General features: G+C 61.4%; 14 protein-coding genes. 8 read left to right on the top strand and 6 right to left on the bottom strand.

Annotated elements, in window-relative coordinates; all coding sequences use genetic code 11:
* The first annotated feature begins 14 nt into the window (after window positions 1–14).
* From ASG68_RS25470 to ASG68_RS25450, 5 genes are all read left to right on the top strand, one after another.
* A complete protein-coding gene (locus ASG68_RS25470; RefSeq protein ID WP_062584172.1) occupies window positions 15–1,253 on the top strand; it encodes an ABC transporter substrate-binding protein in 1,239 nt (412 codons plus the stop codon).
* 75 nt (window positions 1,254–1,328) lie between these two features.
* Window positions 1,329–2,246 (top strand): carbohydrate ABC transporter permease, encoded by a 918-nt coding sequence (locus tag ASG68_RS25465; protein WP_062584171.1) that lies wholly within the window; start codon window positions 1,329–1,331, stop codon window positions 2,244–2,246.
* 11 nt (window positions 2,247–2,257) lie between these two features.
* Window positions 2,258–3,121, top strand: a complete 864-nt coding sequence (locus tag ASG68_RS25460; RefSeq protein WP_062584523.1) for a carbohydrate ABC transporter permease — start codon at window positions 2,258–2,260, stop codon at window positions 3,119–3,121.
* Window positions 3,122–3,142: 21 nt separating this feature from the next.
* The gene (locus ASG68_RS25455) at window positions 3,143–5,071 is read left to right on the top strand and encodes a glycoside hydrolase family 127 protein (protein WP_062584169.1); all 1,929 of its coding nucleotides are present in this window, start codon (window positions 3,143–3,145) and stop codon (window positions 5,069–5,071) included.
* 4 nt (window positions 5,072–5,075) lie between these two features.
* Window positions 5,076–6,149 (top strand): ABC transporter ATP-binding protein, encoded by a 1,074-nt coding sequence (locus ASG68_RS25450; RefSeq protein WP_062584166.1) that lies wholly within the window; start codon window positions 5,076–5,078, stop codon window positions 6,147–6,149.
* A gap of 13 nt (window positions 6,150–6,162) precedes the next feature.
* Here the strand turns inward: ASG68_RS25450 and ASG68_RS25445 are convergent, their stop codons facing one another.
* The 4 genes from ASG68_RS25445 to ASG68_RS25430 all read right to left on the bottom strand — a co-directional run bounded on the left by ASG68_RS25445 (window position 6,163) and on the right by ASG68_RS25430 (window position 12,144).
* Complete coding sequence (locus ASG68_RS25445; protein WP_062610251.1) at window positions 6,163–9,306, bottom strand: efflux RND transporter permease subunit; 3,144 nt, start codon at window positions 9,304–9,306, stop codon at window positions 6,163–6,165.
* 31 nt (window positions 9,307–9,337) lie between these two features.
* Window positions 9,338–10,489 (bottom strand): efflux RND transporter periplasmic adaptor subunit, encoded by a 1,152-nt coding sequence (locus ASG68_RS25440; protein WP_062604015.1) that lies wholly within the window; start codon window positions 10,487–10,489, stop codon window positions 9,338–9,340.
* Between the two features lie 48 nt (window positions 10,490–10,537).
* Complete coding sequence (locus tag ASG68_RS25435) at window positions 10,538–11,140, bottom strand: TetR family transcriptional regulator (protein WP_062584160.1); 603 nt, start codon at window positions 11,138–11,140, stop codon at window positions 10,538–10,540.
* 98 nt (window positions 11,141–11,238) lie between these two features.
* Window positions 11,239–12,144: a LysR family transcriptional regulator gene (locus ASG68_RS25430; protein WP_062584158.1), complete on the bottom strand. Its 906-nt coding sequence runs from the start codon at window positions 12,142–12,144 to the stop codon at window positions 11,239–11,241.
* A gap of 122 nt (window positions 12,145–12,266) precedes the next feature.
* Between ASG68_RS25430 and ASG68_RS25425 the strand changes: the two genes are divergently transcribed.
* A complete protein-coding gene (locus ASG68_RS25425) occupies window positions 12,267–12,884 on the top strand; it encodes a glutathione S-transferase family protein (RefSeq protein WP_062584156.1) in 618 nt (205 codons plus the stop codon).
* Between the two features lie 56 nt (window positions 12,885–12,940).
* Window positions 12,941–15,010, top strand: a complete 2,070-nt coding sequence (locus ASG68_RS25420; protein ID WP_062584154.1) for a pyridoxamine 5'-phosphate oxidase family protein — start codon at window positions 12,941–12,943, stop codon at window positions 15,008–15,010.
* 12 nt (window positions 15,011–15,022) lie between these two features.
* On the opposite strand, the gene ASG68_RS25415 is transcribed toward ASG68_RS25420, so the two are convergent.
* Window positions 15,023–15,433: a DUF4112 domain-containing protein gene (locus ASG68_RS25415; RefSeq protein WP_062584151.1), complete on the bottom strand. Its 411-nt coding sequence runs from the start codon at window positions 15,431–15,433 to the stop codon at window positions 15,023–15,025.
* Between the two features lie 167 nt (window positions 15,434–15,600).
* On the opposite strand from ASG68_RS25415, the gene ASG68_RS25410 reads away from it, so the two are divergent.
* Window positions 15,601–16,359 (top strand): DUF2161 domain-containing phosphodiesterase, encoded by a 759-nt coding sequence (locus tag ASG68_RS25410; protein WP_082478620.1) that lies wholly within the window; start codon window positions 15,601–15,603, stop codon window positions 16,357–16,359.
* On the opposite strand, the gene ASG68_RS25405 is transcribed toward ASG68_RS25410, so the two are convergent.
* On the bottom strand, window positions 16,319–17,464 hold the full coding sequence (locus tag ASG68_RS25405) for a serine hydrolase domain-containing protein (RefSeq protein WP_244484328.1): 1,146 nt from the start codon (window positions 17,462–17,464) through the stop codon (window positions 16,319–16,321). The genes ASG68_RS25410 and ASG68_RS25405 overlap by 41 nt on opposite strands.
* Between the last annotated feature and the right edge of the window lie 2 nt (window positions 17,465–17,466).

The following is a 17,466-nucleotide window of genomic DNA, read 5'->3' as shown; positions in this document are numbered from 1 at the left end:
TTGGGAGGAGTATCATGATCAAGCGTCTATTGGCGGCGACAAGCGTCGTCACTTTGTGCCTGGTGTCCGGTGCGTCGGCCGCCGAAAAGGTGGAAATGTGGGTGCGCAGCGGCATCGGCGAATCCTTCAAGAAGGTCGTCGAGGCTTATAATTCAAGCCATGAGAACCAGGTCGCCATGACCGAAGTGCCGTTCTCGGAGCTGGTGCAGAAATATGCGACGGCAATTGCCGGTGGACAGGCGCCCGATGCGCTGTCGATGGACCTGATCTACAATCCGGCCTTCGCCGCTGCCGGCCAGCTTGAAGACCTGACGGACTGGGCAAAGTCCCTGCCCTATTTCAACGCCCTCTCGCCGTCGCATGTGAAGCTCGGCACCTACGAAGATCGCATCTATGGCCTGCCGCTGTCGGTCGAGACGTCCGTTTTCGCCTGGAACAAGGATCTGTACAAGAAGGCCGGCCTCGATCCCGAAAAGGCGCCGACCACCTGGGATGAAATCACTGCGAACGCGGAAAAGATCCGTGCGCTCGGCGACGATACCTACGGCTTCTATTTCTCCGGCGGCGGTTGCGGCGGCTGCATGATCTTCACCTTCACCCCGCTCGTCTGGGGCTCGGGTGCGGATATCCTTTCGGCCGACAGCAAGACGGCGACGCTCGATACGCCGGAAATGCGCAAGGCGATCGATATCTACCGCAACATGGTCAAGAAGGACCTGGTTCCGGCCGGCGCCGCCAGCGACAACGGTGCGAACTTCCTGACCTTCACCAATGGCAAGATCGGCCAGCAGAGCCTCGGCGCCTTCGCGATCGGATCGCTGGTGACCGAGCATCCGGATATCAATTTCGGCGTGACGCTCATCCCGGGTGCCACGGGCGGAACCTCGTCCTTCGCCGGTGGCGACAATTTCGTCATCACCAAGGGCACGCCGAAGATGGACGCCGTCAAGGAGTTCCTGCAGTACATCTATTCGGAAGACGGCCAGAAGGTGATGGCGAAATACGGCAGCCTGCCGACGCGCGGCGATATCGCCGACAAGGTGCTGGAAGGTCTCGATCCCCGCCTGCAGGTCGGCATTCAGGCCATCGCCGTCGCCAAGACGCCCTACACGCTGCAGTTCAACGACCTGATCAATAGCGCCAACGGTCCGTGGGCCAGCTTCACCAATGCCGCGATCTTCGGCGATGATGTCGATGCTGCGTTCTCGAATGCCCAAGGTGAAATGCAGTCGATCATCGACAGCGGCCAGTAATCTCCCCGGCTGCTGTGGCCGGGAGGCAAAGCCGCCTCCCGGTCAATTTCATGACATTCATGCGGAGCATTCCTGATGACCGGTTCCGGATCGGAAACCCCATCGCCTCGTCGCAAGAGGCGACGCAGATCGGGTTGGCGCGGCCTTGTCTATATCGCGCCGGCAATGGCACTCGTCATACTCTTCTTCGTGATGCCGGTGATCTTCACCGGCTGGATGAGCCTTCACAACTGGCCGCTGATGGGCGGCACGCGCTGGATCGGCTTCAAGAACTATGTGCGGATGTTCAATGATGCCCGCTTCCTGTCGGCCTTGCAGTTCACCGCCTATTATACCGTGATCGTCACCATCGCGATCTTTGCCGTCGCCTTTCCGCTGGCGATCTTCGTCGAGAAGCAGCGCCGCTTCGTCAGCGCCTATCGCACCATCATCTTCCTGCCCGTCGTGGTGGGTCTCGCCACCGCTTCGCTGCTCTGGGTGTGGCTTTCCAATGTCGACAGCGGCTTCATCGGTCCCGCGCTCAAGGCGCTGGGATGGGTGGACAAGAGCCCGAACCTGCTTGCCACCTTCGACAGCGCCTTTCTCACGATCATCATCATGGTGGTCTGGAAAATCGCGGGCTTCACCATGATCATTCTGCTGACCGGCCTGCAAGCCATTCCCTCTGAGCTGACGGAGGCTGCCTGTATCGACGGTGCCGGCCGCTGGCAGCGTTTCCGTCACCTGACCCTTCCCCTGATGCGCAAGACGATCGCGCTGGCGCTGATCATTTCCGTCACCGGCTCGATCCTCGCCTTCGACCAGTTCTACATCATGACTTCGGGCGGGCCGCAGAACCGGATGATCTCGGTGGTCTACTACATCTTCAACCAGTCCTTCGTGTCCTTCAACCTCGGTTATGGTGCAGCCCTGTCGATCGCTCTTCTGGCCATCCTGGTTGCCATCAGCATCGTGCAACTCTGGCTGCTGCGTGTCGGGGAGGAACGGCCATGAACGCCGCCACCATGAGTTCGTCGAAAAAGCGACGCGCCGCCAGAGCTTTCCGTGCCAACAGCGCCTATCACGCCACGGGCATCGCCATCTGCCTGTTCTTTCTGGCGCCGTTCGTCATCACCTTCCTTGCCTCGTTCCGGCATGGAACGGAAGCCCGGCTGCCGCCGCTGCCGCCGTGGCCGACCTCGGGAATCAGCATCGATTCCTACCTGTCGCTCGATACGTTCGGTGCCGGAATCTGGCAGCACACGATCAATTCGCTGCTGGTATCGATCGCGACCGTCGTACTCACAGTCGCCGTCAGCCTGCTCGCCGGTTATGGCTTCTCGCGCTATCGCTTCCCGCTCAAGAACGTGCTGTTCGTGCTGATCATCGCCACGCTGATGATCCCGTTCCAGTCGATCCTGACGCCGCTGTTCATCATTCTTGCCAAGCTGGGACTGAACAATTCGCTGCTCGGGCTGACGCTGGTCTATGTGACGCTGCAACTGCCATTCTCGGTCTTCATGATGCGCAACGCGTTCGACGCGGTGCCGAAGGAGATCGAGGAGGCCGCCCGCATCGATGGTGCGCGCGATCTCCGGCTACTGGTGCGCGTCCTGCTGCCGCTCGTCCTGCCGGGTGTCGCGACGGTGGCGATCTTTGCCTTCCTCAATGCCTGGAACGAGTTTCTGGCCGCGCTGATCCTCTTGTCCAGCAATGAAAAATACACGCTGCCCGTCCTGATGATGGCGGTGCGTGCCGGTCGCCTGGGGGCGATCAACTGGGGTGCCGTACAAGCCGGCGTTGCCGTCATGACGGTCCCCTGCCTGATCGTCTTCCTGTTGTTGCAACGCTACTACATGCGCGGGCTGATGGCCGGCGCGGTGAAATGATCTCAAGAAACGGATGAAGCCATGAACACGATGAAAAGAGACCGCCAGTTCCGCCCGCTGCCCGTGCCGAGCGTCGATATTCAGGGCCTGTTCGGCGATCGGCAGGAAGCGATCTGCGACACGACGGCCGAAACGCTGCTCGACCGCTGCGTCGAGGCGGGCATGGTCGATGCGATCGACACCAGCAAGCCCGGTCCCGGCATCGTCATCCCGATCCAGGCCTGGGGCGGCACGACGCAGATGTTCTGGGATTCCGATCTCGGCAAGTCGATCGAGACGGTCGCCTATTCGCTCTATCGTCGGGCCAATCCGAAGCTGGAGGCCCGCGTCGATGAAATCATCGACATGTACGAGAAGATGCAGGATGCGGACGGCTATCTCAATGCCTGGTTCCAGCGCGTCCAGCCGGAGCGGCGCTGGAAGAACCTGCGCGACCATCACGAACTCTATTGCGCTGGCCACTTGATCGAGGGCGCCGTTGCCTATTTCCAGGCGACGGGCAAACGCAAGCTGCTCGATATCATGTGCCGTTATTCCGATTATCTCATAAAGGTCTTCGGTCGCGGAGAAGGCCAGTTGCGGGGCTATTGCGGTCACGAAGAGGTCGAACTGGCGCTGGTGCGGCTCGCCCGCGTCACCGGGCAGAAGAAGTATCTCGATCTGGCGAAATTCTTCATCGACGAGCGCGGCACCGAGCCGCACTTCTTTACAGACGAAGCGATCCGCGACCATCGCTCGGCCGCCGATTTCCACCAGAAGACCTACGAATACGGTCAGGCCCACCAGCCAGTGCGTGACCAGAAGAAGGTGGTCGGGCATGCCGTTCGCGCCATGTATCTCTATTCCGGCATGGCCGACATCGCCACCGAATACAATGACGACAGCCTGACGCAGGCGCTGGAAACGCTCTGGGACGACCTGACGACCAAGCAGATGTATGTAACCGGCGGAATCGGCCCGGCAGCCTCGAACGAGGGCTTTACTGATTACTACGACCTGCCGAACGAAAGCGCCTATGCCGAGACCTGCGCCTCCGTCGGCCTCGTTTTCTGGGCCAACCGCATGCTCGGGCGCGGCCCGAACCGCCGCTATGCCGATATCATGGAACAAGCCCTCTACAACGGCGCCATGTCCGGCCTGTCGCTCGACGGCAAGACGTTCTTCTACGAGAACCCGCTCGAAAGCGGCGGCAAGCATCATCGCTGGGTTTGGCACCATTGCCCCTGCTGCCCGCCGAACATCGCCCGCCTTCTCGCCTCCATCGGCTCCTACATGTATGCCGTTGCGGAGGACGAAATCGCGGTTCATCTCTACGGCGAAAGCACCGCTCGCTTCGATATCGGCGGGGCCGCGATCGAGCTTCACCAGCAGACCAAGTATCCCTGGAACGGCGCGATCCGCTTCGATGTGAAAACCGACAAGACGACCCGCTTCGCCATTTCGTTGCGTATCCCCGAATGGGCGGAAGGTTCGACATTGAAGGTCAACGGGCATGCTGTCGATCTCGCCTCGGTGACAACAGACGGTTATGCCCGGATCGAGCGGGATTGGGCGAGTGGCGACCATATCGATCTCGATATCCCGCTTGCGCCTCGTGCCCTGTTCGCCAATCCGCTGGTCCGCCAGGACGCGGGCCGGGCGGCCGTGATGCGCGGCCCGCTGGTCTACTGCGTCGAGGCGGTGGACAATGGCAAGGAATTGAACGCGATCGAATTGAACGGTAATCTTGCCGACGCAAAGACGACAGAGGTCTCCGAACTGCGCGGGGCCGTGGCGCTCGATCTCCCTGTCATGCGCGACGAAACGGACTGGGGTGCCACGCTCTATCGCACCACGCCGCCGAAGACGAAGAAGGCGACGGCGCGTTTCGTGCCCTATCCTTTCTGGGACAACCGGGAGCCCGGCGAAATGCTGGTCTGGGTCAGAGCGGGTGAACTGAGCGGTGAATAAGACCATGTCCGATACCGGTGTCGTCCTCACCGACATTCGCAAGAGCTTCGGCAGCCTCGAGGTGATCCACGGCATCGACCTTAAGATTACGGAGGGTTCCTTCGTGGTCTTCGTCGGGCCATCCGGCTGCGGCAAGTCGACCTTGCTCCGGATGATCGCCGGGCTGGAAGAGGTGACCGACGGCGAAATCGAGATCAAGGGACGAAATGTCACCGATCTCGATCCATCCGACCGTGGCATTGCCATGGTGTTCCAATCCTATGCGCTTTATCCACATATGAGCGTGCGGGAAAATCTGGCTTTCGGGCTGAAGATGGCGCGCACACCGGAGGCGGAGATCGAGGCCCGCGTCAAGGCGGCCTCGGCGATCCTGAAGATCGATCCGTTGCTGGAACGACGGCCCGGTCAACTTTCGGGTGGCCAGCGCCAGCGCGTGGCGATCGGCCGGGCAATCGTGCGCAAGCCCGAGGTGTTCCTGTTCGACGAGCCGCTGTCGAACCTTGACGCGGAATTGCGGGTGTCTATGCGCATCGAGATTGCCCGACTGCACCGCGAGCTTGGCAATACGATGATCTATGTCACCCATGACCAGACAGAGGCGATGACGCTGGCCGACATGATTGTCGTTTTGCGGGATGGCCGGATCGAGCAGACCGGCAGTCCGCGTGAAATCTACGAAAACCCCGCCAATTTGTTCGTGGCGGGCTTCATCGGCTCGCCCCGGATGAACCTGCTCATTGGACAATGGATCGGAAACGGCAAGGTGCGGATCGGACAGACCGAGATGAGCATTTCGGTTGCGAGCGAAAGCCTGCGCCCAGGCGCCCAAGTCAGTTTCGGCATTCGCCCCGAGCATCTGGTCGTCTCGGCCCAGGCCGCCGAAGGCTTCGACGCCCGGGTCGATTTCTTCGAATATCTCGGCGGCACGCAATATCTCTACTGCCAGCTTGCTGACGGCCAGCCGATCACGGCGGAACATCGCGGAGCGGAACCGATCGAGGCAGGCAGCACGGTGCGGCTGTCGTCCGAGAACGACAAGCGGCGCCTCTTCGATGGTGAAGGGCGCCGCGTGATTTGATAATGGCTTCCGACTATTCGGCGGCGATCGCCGTCGGATAACGGGGTTCTTCTTCGACCTCTTCCGAGGCCTCTTCCGGCGCCGGATCGGTCTTCTTCGGCTCCTTGCCGAAGAACAGGGCGTAGCCGGCCGGCAGCACGACGATGGTCAGCACCGTAGCGACCAGGATACCACCCATCATCGCGTAGGCGAGCGGACCCCAGAAGACGCCGCGCGAGATCGGGATCAGTGCCAGCACCGCCGTCAGAGCGGTGAGCACGATCGGGCGGAAGCGGCGCACGGCCGAACCGACGATCGCCTCCGTGCGGTCCATGCCGGCGGCGATATCCTGGTCGATCTGGTCGACGAGGATGATCGAATTGCGCATGATGATGCCAAGCAGCGCAATGACGCCGAGGATCGCGACGAAACCGAAAGGTGCGCCGCTGATTAGAAGAGCCGCGGCGGCGCCGATGATCCCCAGCGGGCCGGTTGCCAGCACCAGCATGGCCTTGCCGAAATGCTGCAGTTGGATCATCAGCAGGACGACGATGACGGCAAGCATGATCGGCGCCTTGTCGGCAATCGACTGCTGGCTTTCCGCCGCATCCTCGGCACCGCCCTGGATTTCGACCTTGTAGCCGGGGGCGAGGCTGTCGCGAAGCGGCTTCATGTCCGCATACATCTTCATCGCCACGTCATTTGGCTGAACGCCATCCGGCAGCGTGCCGCGCACGGTGATGGTCGGTAGGCGGTCGCGGCGCCATTCGAGGCCCTGCTCCAGAACCGGAACGACCTTGGCTACTTGCGACAGCGGCACCGAACCGCCGAAATCGGTCGGCACGTAGATAGAATCTACCGAGGATAACAGGTGACGGCTTGCATCGGGTTCGCGGGCGACGATCGAGACCGTCTCCTCGCCATCGCGGAAGTCGTCCAGCGGCGCGCCGGACATCGACGCCTGCAGGATCTGGCGGATGCGCTGCGACGAGACACCGAGGGCACGGGCGCGATCCTGATCGATCACCAGTTTCATGGCCGTCACCGGCTCCAGCCAGTCGTCATGCAGTGCACCGATCTCAGGGTTTTCGGCAAACTTCGTCTTCACCTGGTCGGCAATGCGGCGAACTTCTGCGCGATCTGGCCCCATGATGCGCATCTGTACTGGCCAGCCGGTCGGCGGGCCGAGGAACAGGCGATCGACCTTGCCGCGGATCGTCGGGAAATCTTCGGCCAGGATGGTGCGCAGCTTGACGATCAGTCGCTCGCGCGCCGGTTCGTCATTGGCCATGACGAGAAGCTGGGCGAAGTTCGGATTGCGCAATTGCTGGTCGAGCGGCAGGAAGAAGCGCGGCGCGCCTTCGCCGATATAGGTGGCGATGAACTTCTTGTCCTTGTCGTCCATCATCTTCGCTTCCAGCGCTTTGGCCTGGCTTTCGACCTCCTTGATGCTGGTGCCTTCAGGCAGCCAGAGATCGACGAGGATTTCGGGACGCGAGGACTGCGGGAAGAAGTTCTTCGGGATGAACTGGAACGCCCAGAGGCTTGTCGCGAAGACGACGAGCGTCATCGACAGGACGACGATCCGGTGGCGCACTGCCCAGCCGACTGTTCCGCGCAGGCGACGGTAGAACCGCGTGTCGAAGACGTCGTGGTGCTCGCCGGCATGCTTGCGCTGCTTCAGGATCATGTAGCCGAGCCAGGGCGTGAAATAGACGGCGACGAACCAGGAGACGACCAGCGCGATGCCGACCACATAGAACAGCGAGCGGACATATTCACCGGCCGTGGACGCGGCAAACCCGACCGGGATAAAGCCGGCCGTGGTGATCAGCGTGCCAGTCAGCATGGGGAAGGCGGTCGAGGAGTAGGCAAAGCTGGCGGCATCGAGCTTGACTAGCCCCTCCTCCAGTTTTCGCTCCATGAGTTCGACGACGATCATCGCGTCATCGACCAGCAGCCCAAGCGCGATGATCAGAGCGCCGAGCGAGATACGCTGCAGGTCGATTCCGAGTTCGTACATGATGGCGAAGGTGGCGGCGAGAACGAGCGGAATAGCGATCGCGATCACCAGACCGGAGCGCCAGCCGATCGAGAGGAAGGAGACCACGAGTACGATGACCAGCGCTTCGCCAAGCGCATGCATGAACTCGCTGACCGCGTCGGTCACGACCTCCGGCTGGTTGGCGGTCTGGTCAACCGAGACACCATAGGGCAGCGCCGCTTCAAATCGTTGATAGGTCTCCTCGACGGCCGCGCCGACATCGGTCACCTTGTAACCCTTGGCCATGACGACGCCGAGTTGGACGCTATCGTGACCATTGTAACGATACTTGCGCTGGAATGGATCCTCGAGGCCGGACGAGACAGTCGCGATATCGCCAAGGCGTGTCACCTGACCGCCCGCACGCAGCCGCAGTTCGCGAATGTCCTCCGCCTTTGTCACGCTGCCTTCGACGGAAATGCGCACCGAGCGCAGGCCGGTATCGACCGAGCCGGCGGGATCGACATTGTTCTGGCCCTTCAGGGCGTTCTGGACATCGACGAGCGTCAGGTTCCGCTCGGAAAGCGCCTTGGAGGAGATGTCGATGTAGATCTTTTCCGGCTGGTCGCCGATGATCACGGCTTTTTCGACGCCGGGCGTGGTCAAGAGCATGTCGCGCGCCTGGATGGCGAAGCGCTTCAGTTCGGGATAGCTGTAACCATCGCCGCTCAGCGAGTGCAGCGTGATGAAGGTATCGCCGAACTCGTCGTTGAAATAGGGACCGAGCAGGCCCTGCGGCAGTTCGTTGGCGATGTCGCCGACTTTCTTGCGCACTTGGTAGAAGGCATCGGCAACCTCGGCGGCATTCGTGTCACCCTCGACCTGCAGCGTGATGATGGCGCTGCCCGCCCGAGTGTAGGAGCGGACGAAATCGAGATGCGGGGTTTCCTGCAGCTTGCGCTCGATCTTGTTGACGACCTGGTCTTCCATGTCCTGGATCGACGCGCCCGGCCAGATGGCCTGCACGACCATGACGCGGAAGGTGAAATCAGGGTCTTCCTTCTGGCCCATGCGCATCAGACCGAGCACGCCGGTGATGAGGATCAGCCCGAAGAGGAAGCGCGCGAAGTTTGGATGCGCAATCGCCCAGCGTGACAGGTTGAAGGACTGCTTTTGATCGGTGGAGGTGGTCATCGGCGTGGTTCCGCGTTCGATGGATCTGGGATCAGCGCAAGCGCTGGGCGCTGCCCTGCGTATCGTCGGCCGACGCCGACTGCTGCTCGGCTGGCGCTTCGAGCTTTACTTTCAGGCCTTCGGTCATGAACTGCGTGCCGGCGGATACGACGAGGTCGCCGGGCTTGAGGCCGTCCGAAATCCGCACCCCGTCGCCGGTGAAATCGCCGACCTTGACCGGGCGGGCGTGAACCGTTGTGGCTGCACGATCGACCGTCCAGACGATCGGCTGCTTGTCTTTTTCTGTGAGAGCGCTCAGGGGAATGGAAACGGCCTGTTTTGCATTCGTGGCAGTGGCCTCGATATTGGCGGTCATGCCGAGCAGCACGTTCGGGTCGTTCGGCAGGCTGACACGCACGGCGAATGTGCGCGATTGCGGATCGGCACTGCCGGCGACCTCACGCACCCTGCCCTGCAAGGTCAGCGCATCATCGGACCAGAAGCCGGCCTTGACCGTTTTGCCCGGCTTGAACTGGGCAATATCCATTTCCGGAACGGCGATCAGCACTTCCTTTTCGCCATCGACCGCGACCGTGACCACCGGCGTTCCGGAGCCGACTACCTGCCCGGCATCGGCGCTAACTGCGGTCACGATACCGTTCTGGTCCGACCGCAATTCGGAGTAGCTGACCTGGTTTCGCGCCTGCTCCAGCGTCGATTTCGCGGAATCGCGCGTCGCGACGGCCTGATTGTAGCTCAGAACGGCCTGTTCCAGCTGCGACTTCGGCGAGACCTGCTTTGCATAGAGCTGTTCGGCGCGCCTGCGCACCAGTTCTGCGGTCTCGACCTGCCGCTCGGCTGCATCGAGGCTTGCCTCGGCGCTGCGCACGGAAAGCTGATAGTCGGCCGGGTCGACACGGGCGAGCAGATCACCGGACTTGACCCGCTGGCCGATATCCACCAGCCGCTCGATGATCTTGCCGTTGATCCGGAAACCGAGGTTCATCTCGGTGCGGGCGCGCACCGAGCCGGAATAATCCAGTGTACGGGTCTCGTCGGCCTTGGTGATCTCGACTGTCTTGACGGGGCGGATGATCTCGACTGTCTCGGCTTTTTCCTCGGAGCATCCGGAGAGCGCGAGGGCCGCGACGGTCAGAAGGACAGCGGGTGAAAAACGGACAAGGGTATGACTGGGCGAAGTCATTTCGCGCTCCTGGCAACGACTGAAGAATATGGATGGGGCCTTGCGGCGTTATCTGAGGGCTTTGAGGGCGAACGCGATAAGTTCTTCCGGCGTGGCCCTGTTCGGTTTGGAGAGACATTGCGCCACCATCTGCGGGTGGCACATGTTCACCGTGGCGGCGCCGAAACATCGGGCGGCGACGGCGGAATCCTGCTCGGCGAATTCGCCGGCGGCGATACCCTGCTTGATGATTTCCTCGATCACATCGTTCATGCGGTCGATGTGCTTCTCGATGACATGCCAGTCGCGCTCGATGGCAACGATGACCATCTCGTGCACCTTTTCGTGATCGAGCATGGCAGTAACGATCAGTTCATGCTGTGCATGCAGATATTGGCTGAGGCGGTCGGCCGCGCTGATCGGTAGGCGGGAGATTTCAAGCGCCTGCTGGTAGCTGGCACTGAGCATCCGGCCGCAGATGGCCTGATGGATCTCGGTCTTGGACGCGAAGAAGCGATAGATGTTGGCGGGCGACATGCCAAGGTCGCGGGCAATGTCGGCGACATTTGTCTTCGAGTAGCCGTAGTGGCGGAACAGCGCCTCGGCGGCATCAAGGATCCGCGTCACGTTTTCCTGCCGCGTCGCATCAAGGATCTGGGCGTTTTCAATCATGGTTCAGTCTTTCGTTTTACGACTGACGAATTTTGAATTTCGTCAGTCGTAAAACGAAAGAGAAGTTTTGTCAACTGCGGCAATGTGGCCCTGTCCCATTATGCGGCAGCCTGAACGTGCCGATCCGCCCGCAAGTGCTCCACAAGATGATCAACAAAGGCGCGGGTCTTGGCCGAAATATGCCGACCTTCGACATGCATGACATGAATGGGAATAGGACGTTCTTCGTGGTCCGAAAGCACGATTTGCAGCCGCCCCTCCCCGACAGCCCGCGCCACCTGGTAGGACAGCGCGCTCGCGAGTCCCCAGCCACTGACCGCCGCCGAGATTGCCGCCTCGCCGGTATTGCAGAACAGCCGGGGCTGCAGGGAAAAACCGACCTTTGTACTTTGGCCGAACCGCCAATCGATCGGCGCGGACGATCCGGTGTTGGCAATGATGATATGGTTGACCAGATCGGCCGGGACCTTCGGGATGGAGTGTTGTTCGAAATAGGACGGGGCGCCGCATATGACCCGCCGGACACTGCCGACCTTGATGGCGGTGTAACCGGAATCCGGCAGGTTGCCGATGCGCAGGGCGACGTCGATCCCTTCTTCCAACAGATTGACCACACGGTCGAGCAGAAGGACACGGCCGGTGACTGCGGGATGCTGCGTCAGGAACGAGGTCAGCAACGGCATGATATAGATCTGGCCGAAAAGGACCGGCGCGGTCACCGTCAAAAGGCCGGAGGGCGTGGCATGCAAGCCGCCGGCCGACGCCTCCGCCTCGCTGATATCCGCCAGAATACGCCGGCAGTCCTCGATATAGCGGCTGCCGGGCGCGGTCGGCTTCACCGAGCGCGTAGAGCGCAGAAAAAGGCGGGCGCCGGTCAGTTCTTCAAGGGACGCGATCGCCCGGGTCACGGCCGGCGGGCTCATGTTCAGTTCGCGGGCGGCGCGGGCGAAATTTCCGCTGTCAGCGACTTTCACCAGAACCCGCATGGCTTGGAGACGGTCCATCGGCACTCCTTTGGATTATTCCATCAGATGAAATTATGTCTTGTCTCTTATCATGGTTCAGTTCGGCAATGGAAAGAAAGATAGTCGCCACGGATAACACGCAACCTTTGGAGACCTCTGCCATGAAGCTCTATTACCACCCTCTTTCCGGCCACGCGCACCGCGCCGGGCTTTTCCTGTCGCTGCTGGGTGTCGAAGCAGAATTGGTCGAGGTGAACCTTGCAGCCGGTGCACACAAGGCACCGGATTTCCTCAAGCTCAATCCGTTCGGCCAAGTGCCGGTGCTGGATGACGATGGCACGATTATCAACGACTCCAATGCCATCCTTGTTTATCTGGCCAAGAAGCAGGGCGCGACAAACTGGCTTCCGGAAGATGCGAAGGGGGCTGCTGCCGTGCAGCGCTGGCTTTCCGTCGCCGCAGGCGAGATCGCTTACGGTCCCTGTGCCGCCCGGCTGGTCACGGTTTTCGGTGCAGCGTTCAACACAAGCGAAGTCATCGCCCGGGCTCACGTCATTCTGGGACGCATCGAAAAAGAACTCGATGGGCGCCAATGGATCGCAGCCGATCATCCGACCATCGCCGACGTCGCGCTCTACAGCTATATCGCTCGTGCACCGGAAGGGAATGTCGACCGTTCAGCCTATTCCAACGTGACCGGCTGGCTGCGCCGCATGGAAGCCCTGCCCGGCTTCGTCGCCTTCCAGAAAACCGAGATTGGCATTCCCGACGCCGCCTGAACCATCCGGAGAGTGGCCGTCAGGCTGCTCTCCACTCCCGTGAAAGGACCCATGTCATGTCAACCGCCGGTACTGCAGCAGCAAACACGTCCCCTTGGCATGCCGGGGAAATCGCGCTTCAGCGCAAGGTCGGCGTTGCCGAGCGGATGGACGAGATTGGCCGACGCGTACTCCGCGATCACTTGATCGACCAGCATCGCGCCTTCTATCCGCAACTTCCGTTCATCGTGCTCGGCTCGGTGGATGCCGAGGGCAACGCATGGGCGACACTGCGTGCCGCAAAGCCCGGCTTTCTCGCCAGCCCCGATCCTTACACGCTGAGCGTCGCCCTGGAACGCGAGGCGGCCGATCCTGCCGATGCCGGCATGGAGGATGGCCAGCCGATCGGTATGCTCGGCATCGAACTGCACACGCGCCGACGCAACCGCCTGAACGGAACGATCATGCGGAAGGACCTCGGCTCTTTCAACGTTCGCGTGGGCCAGTCCTATGGCAACTGTCCGCAATATATCCAGTTGCGCGACTTCGACTTTGTTCGCAATCCGTCTATCCAGACGGATATGGCGCCGGTCCATGCTGATTATCTCGATGACCGCGCGCGGCAGATGATCGCTGCCGCCGACACGGCCTTCGTTGCGTCATACGTCGATCGCGAGAACGGCGAACGGCAGGTCGATGCGTCCCATCGCGGTGGCAAGCCCGGTTTCATCCGTGTGGACGAGAGCGGCGTTCTGACCATTCCCGATTTCGCCGGCAATCTCTTCTTCAACACGCTGGGCAACATTCTCGCCAACGGCAAGGCCGGGCTGGTCTTTGCCGATTTTGAAACGGGCGAACTGCTGCAGCTTTCGGGCGACGCGGAAGTCGTGCTGGATTCGCCGGAGATTGCCACCTTCCAGGGTGCCGAACGGCTCTGGCGCTTTACGCCACGGCACATCGTGCGCCGTCCAGAAGCGCTTGCGCTGCGCTGGGTGTCGCGTCGCGATGGACAATCGCCCAATTCGCTGATGACCGGCAGCTGGGATGATGCGGCAGCCCGGCTGAAGGCGCAGGAAACGGCCGCCGCCTGGAGGCCTTTTCGCATTTCGCGGATCGTCCAGGAAAGTGCCTCTATCCGCTCGTTCCATCTGGAACCGGCCGACGGTCTCGGCCTGCTTCCGCACGCTGCCGGTCAACACCTGCCGATCCGGGTGATGCCGGAGGGCAGCGACACTCCGGTGATGCGTACCTATACGCTTTCGACTGCCCCCTCGGATGGAGTCTACCGCATCAGCGTCAAGCGGGAGGGACTTGTGTCCCGGCACCTGCATGACACCCTGAAGAAGGGCGATCTGATCGAAGCACGCAAGCCGGCCGGGCTTTTCACCATCGATCCGACCGAGGCCCGGCCGGCCGTCCTGCTTGCCGCCGGGATCGGCGTCACGCCGATCCTCGCAATGCTGCGCCATATCGTCTACGAAGGCCTGAGAAAGCGGCGGATGCGCCCGACCTGGCTGATCCTGTCGGCGCGCACGAAGGACGATCGTGCCTTCGATCGGGAAATTGCCGATCTGGTCTCCGCCGCCGGCGGCATGGTTCGGCTGGTCCGTGTGCTCAGCGATACGATCGGTGCGGAGGCTGGTGAGGACTATGATGTCCAGGGCCGGATCGAGACCGCGCTGCTGAGCAAGGTCCTTCCCTTCAACGACTACGATTTCTACCTCTGCGGCCTGCCTGCCTTCATGCAGTCGCTCTATGACGGCCTGCGTGACCTCAATATTTCCGACAAGCGCATCCATGCCGAAGCCTTCGGTCCGGCCTCCATAACCCGCAGGCCGGATGAAGCCACGGCCGTTGCACCTTTGGCCAGCCCTTCGGTAAGTCCCGTTGCGGTCCAGTTCGTGCAATCGGCCAAGGAAGCCCGATGGAACCCGGGTTCCGGCAGCCTGCTGGAACTGGCGGAAGCGCGCGGGCTCGCACCCGAGTTCAGTTGCCGCCAGGGGACGTGCGGAATCTGCCGTACCAAGGTGGTTTCGGGTTCGGTGACCTATTCCAAGCGGCCGGAAGCGCCCGTTGCCGAAGGCGAAGCGTTGATTTGCTGCGCCGTCCCGGCGGAGGGCGGCGGCAATCTTCAACTGGATATCTGACGCGCTCCTGGTCTACGCCAGGTCCGCACTGTCCGTTTCGAAGTGATCGAGGATAAGCTTGATGTTGCGTCTGTGCGATTTGAAATAGACGTCGAAGAGGTCTCCCAGCAGGGGGATTGCGCCTATCGCAGAGTCCAGACCGAGATTATAGAGCATCTGGATCAGCTTCTGCCGTGGCACGCCCAGCCGGCGGGCCTCGTTGACGATGACGAGGCCGATCAGGGCGCCGCTGGCATCTCCGACGACCGGCACCAGACCGAGAAGCGAGTCTGCGCCGAGCCGGATGTTCGTTCCGGGCACCCGTAGCGCCGTATCCAGAAGCCGGGACGCCGTCTGCAGCCGACGCAGCCTTCTGAGCCGCTCTTCTCGTCCAAGCGGCCCGGATTCCATCTTCATTCCGGATGCGCGCGCGTCGCTGATCATTCAGTGTTCCCTTTCGATCCGGTTGTTGCACCTCGAACAACTGCTCTTCGATGTAAGAAGTTCCTGATGGTTCAACGAGAGGCGCCCGGCAAAAATTCGTATGGCTTCGTTGATCTCTGCGATGAAACGCGGCAAGACCGTTTCCATCGATGCGCCGGGGACATGATTTGGAAACCACGCTCTATCAGCCGATCAAGGCCTTTCTCGAAGCGGCCGGATATGCCGTCAAGGGCGAGATTGCCGGCTGCGACCTTGTCGGCCTAAGTCCGGACGAGCCTCCGGTCGTGGTGATCTGCGAGCTGAAACTCAGCTTCAATCTTGAACTCATCCTGCAGGCGGTTGACCGGGCAACCGCGAGCGACGAGGTCTGGATCGCCGCCCGGGTATCCGCAAAGGGCAAGGGACGCGAAAGCGACCGCCGTTACCGCGATCTCTGCCGGCGGCTCGGTTTCGGCATGTTGTCGGTTTCCGACAATGGTATGGTCGATGTCCTCGTCAGCCCGGTCGCGCTGATGCCACGCAAGAATGCCCGCAAGCGGTCGCGCCTTGTCAACGAGCACAAGCGCCGCAAGGGCGACCCGACCGCAGGCGGAAGCACGCGCTCGCCGATCATGACCGCCTATCGACAGCAGGCACTGGCCTGTGCTGCAGCCCTCCAGGCCGGACCACTGCGGCCCCGCGATCTGAAGGCCATAACCCCAAAGGCGGCGACGATCCTGCGCGGCAATGTCTATGGCTGGTTCGAGAATCTGGAGCGCGGCATCTATGGTCTGACGGCAACCGGGTTCGAGGCGCTTGTGCGATGGCCGGTCGCGACGCCGGAAAATGACAAGCTGGCAGTCACGGAAATGGTCATCGAACCCGTTAGCATTGTCAGTGAAAAGCCTAAATCTCGGCGCTCGAAATCCGGCGTAGCAGGCGGATGATGGCCTGATCGAGGACTGCATCGACTGGGAGCGCCTGGGACGACAGCTTGACGATGACCGTCCGGGTTGCCGGATCGATCCAGATCCATTGTCCGTGGATGCCGATCGCGGCCAGTTCCCCATGCCCGGTCTCGTACCAGTAATTGCGGTAGCTGCCGTTTTCGAACAGAGCCGACTGGTCGCCTGTCTTCCAGGCATTGCGATTGCCGCCAGTCCAGAGATCGGCGATCCAGGATTGCGGGATGAGGCCTGCCCCTTCCCTGCGCACCAATTCTCCGGTGAGAGCCAGATCTTGCGCCGTCACCGACATGCCACCGGCAGCGCGGGCATTGCCGATTCGATCGACGGTGATCATGGCGTCGGATTTCGCGCCCATCGGCTTCCACAGATGTTCGCTGAAGAGGCTTGCGAGCCTGCCGCCGCCCGCTTGTTCCAACACCATTCCGGCGAGATCAGTGTTCGGCGAGCGATAGGCATGTTTTTCGCCATGCGCGCCCGTTCCTTTCCCTATACCGCAGACGAAGGTTTTCAGATCGGGTGCAGGATTATCCGGTTTCGGCGGGTTCCAACCGGTTGCCCGGCGGTAACGATCGAATGCGCCTGACGTGTCGAGATAGTCCTCGATGAAATCGACGCTGATCTCCATGTCGAACAATTGCTGCACGGTTGCATCCGCGTAAGCAGACCCGGCTACCTCCGGAACGTAATTGCCGACCAGTTTGTCGAATGAAAGCAACCTCTTGCCGGAGAGAGTGCCGGCCAGCAAAGCCGTCAAGGATTTCGAGATGGAGAAGATGATATGCTGGCGGGCCGGATCGGAATGTTCGGCCGTCCATTCGGCGACGATCGCTCCGTCGCGCATCACGACCAGTTCGTCGGTTTCGCTCGCGGTCAGAAAGTCTTCGAGCGGCATCGTGTTGCCATCGATGCCATCAACCTTCAGAGCGGCTAGAGAACCGAGCGACAGAGCCGGCTGTTCAGTCTGCGGGTTTGCGCGGATGACAGCCGACGGGACAATCTCGCTGACATTTTGAAATGCCCAGCGCGAGTAAGGGGCAAGACGCCAGTTGGCAAGCGTCACGTCGGCACGGGTGAAATTCGTCATGT

The sequence above is a fragment of the Rhizobium sp. Leaf453 genome (genome assembly GCF_001425605.1).
GTDB lineage: Bacteria > Pseudomonadota > Alphaproteobacteria > Rhizobiales > Rhizobiaceae > Pararhizobium.
This window is presented reverse-complemented; position numbering and strand designations above follow the sequence as displayed.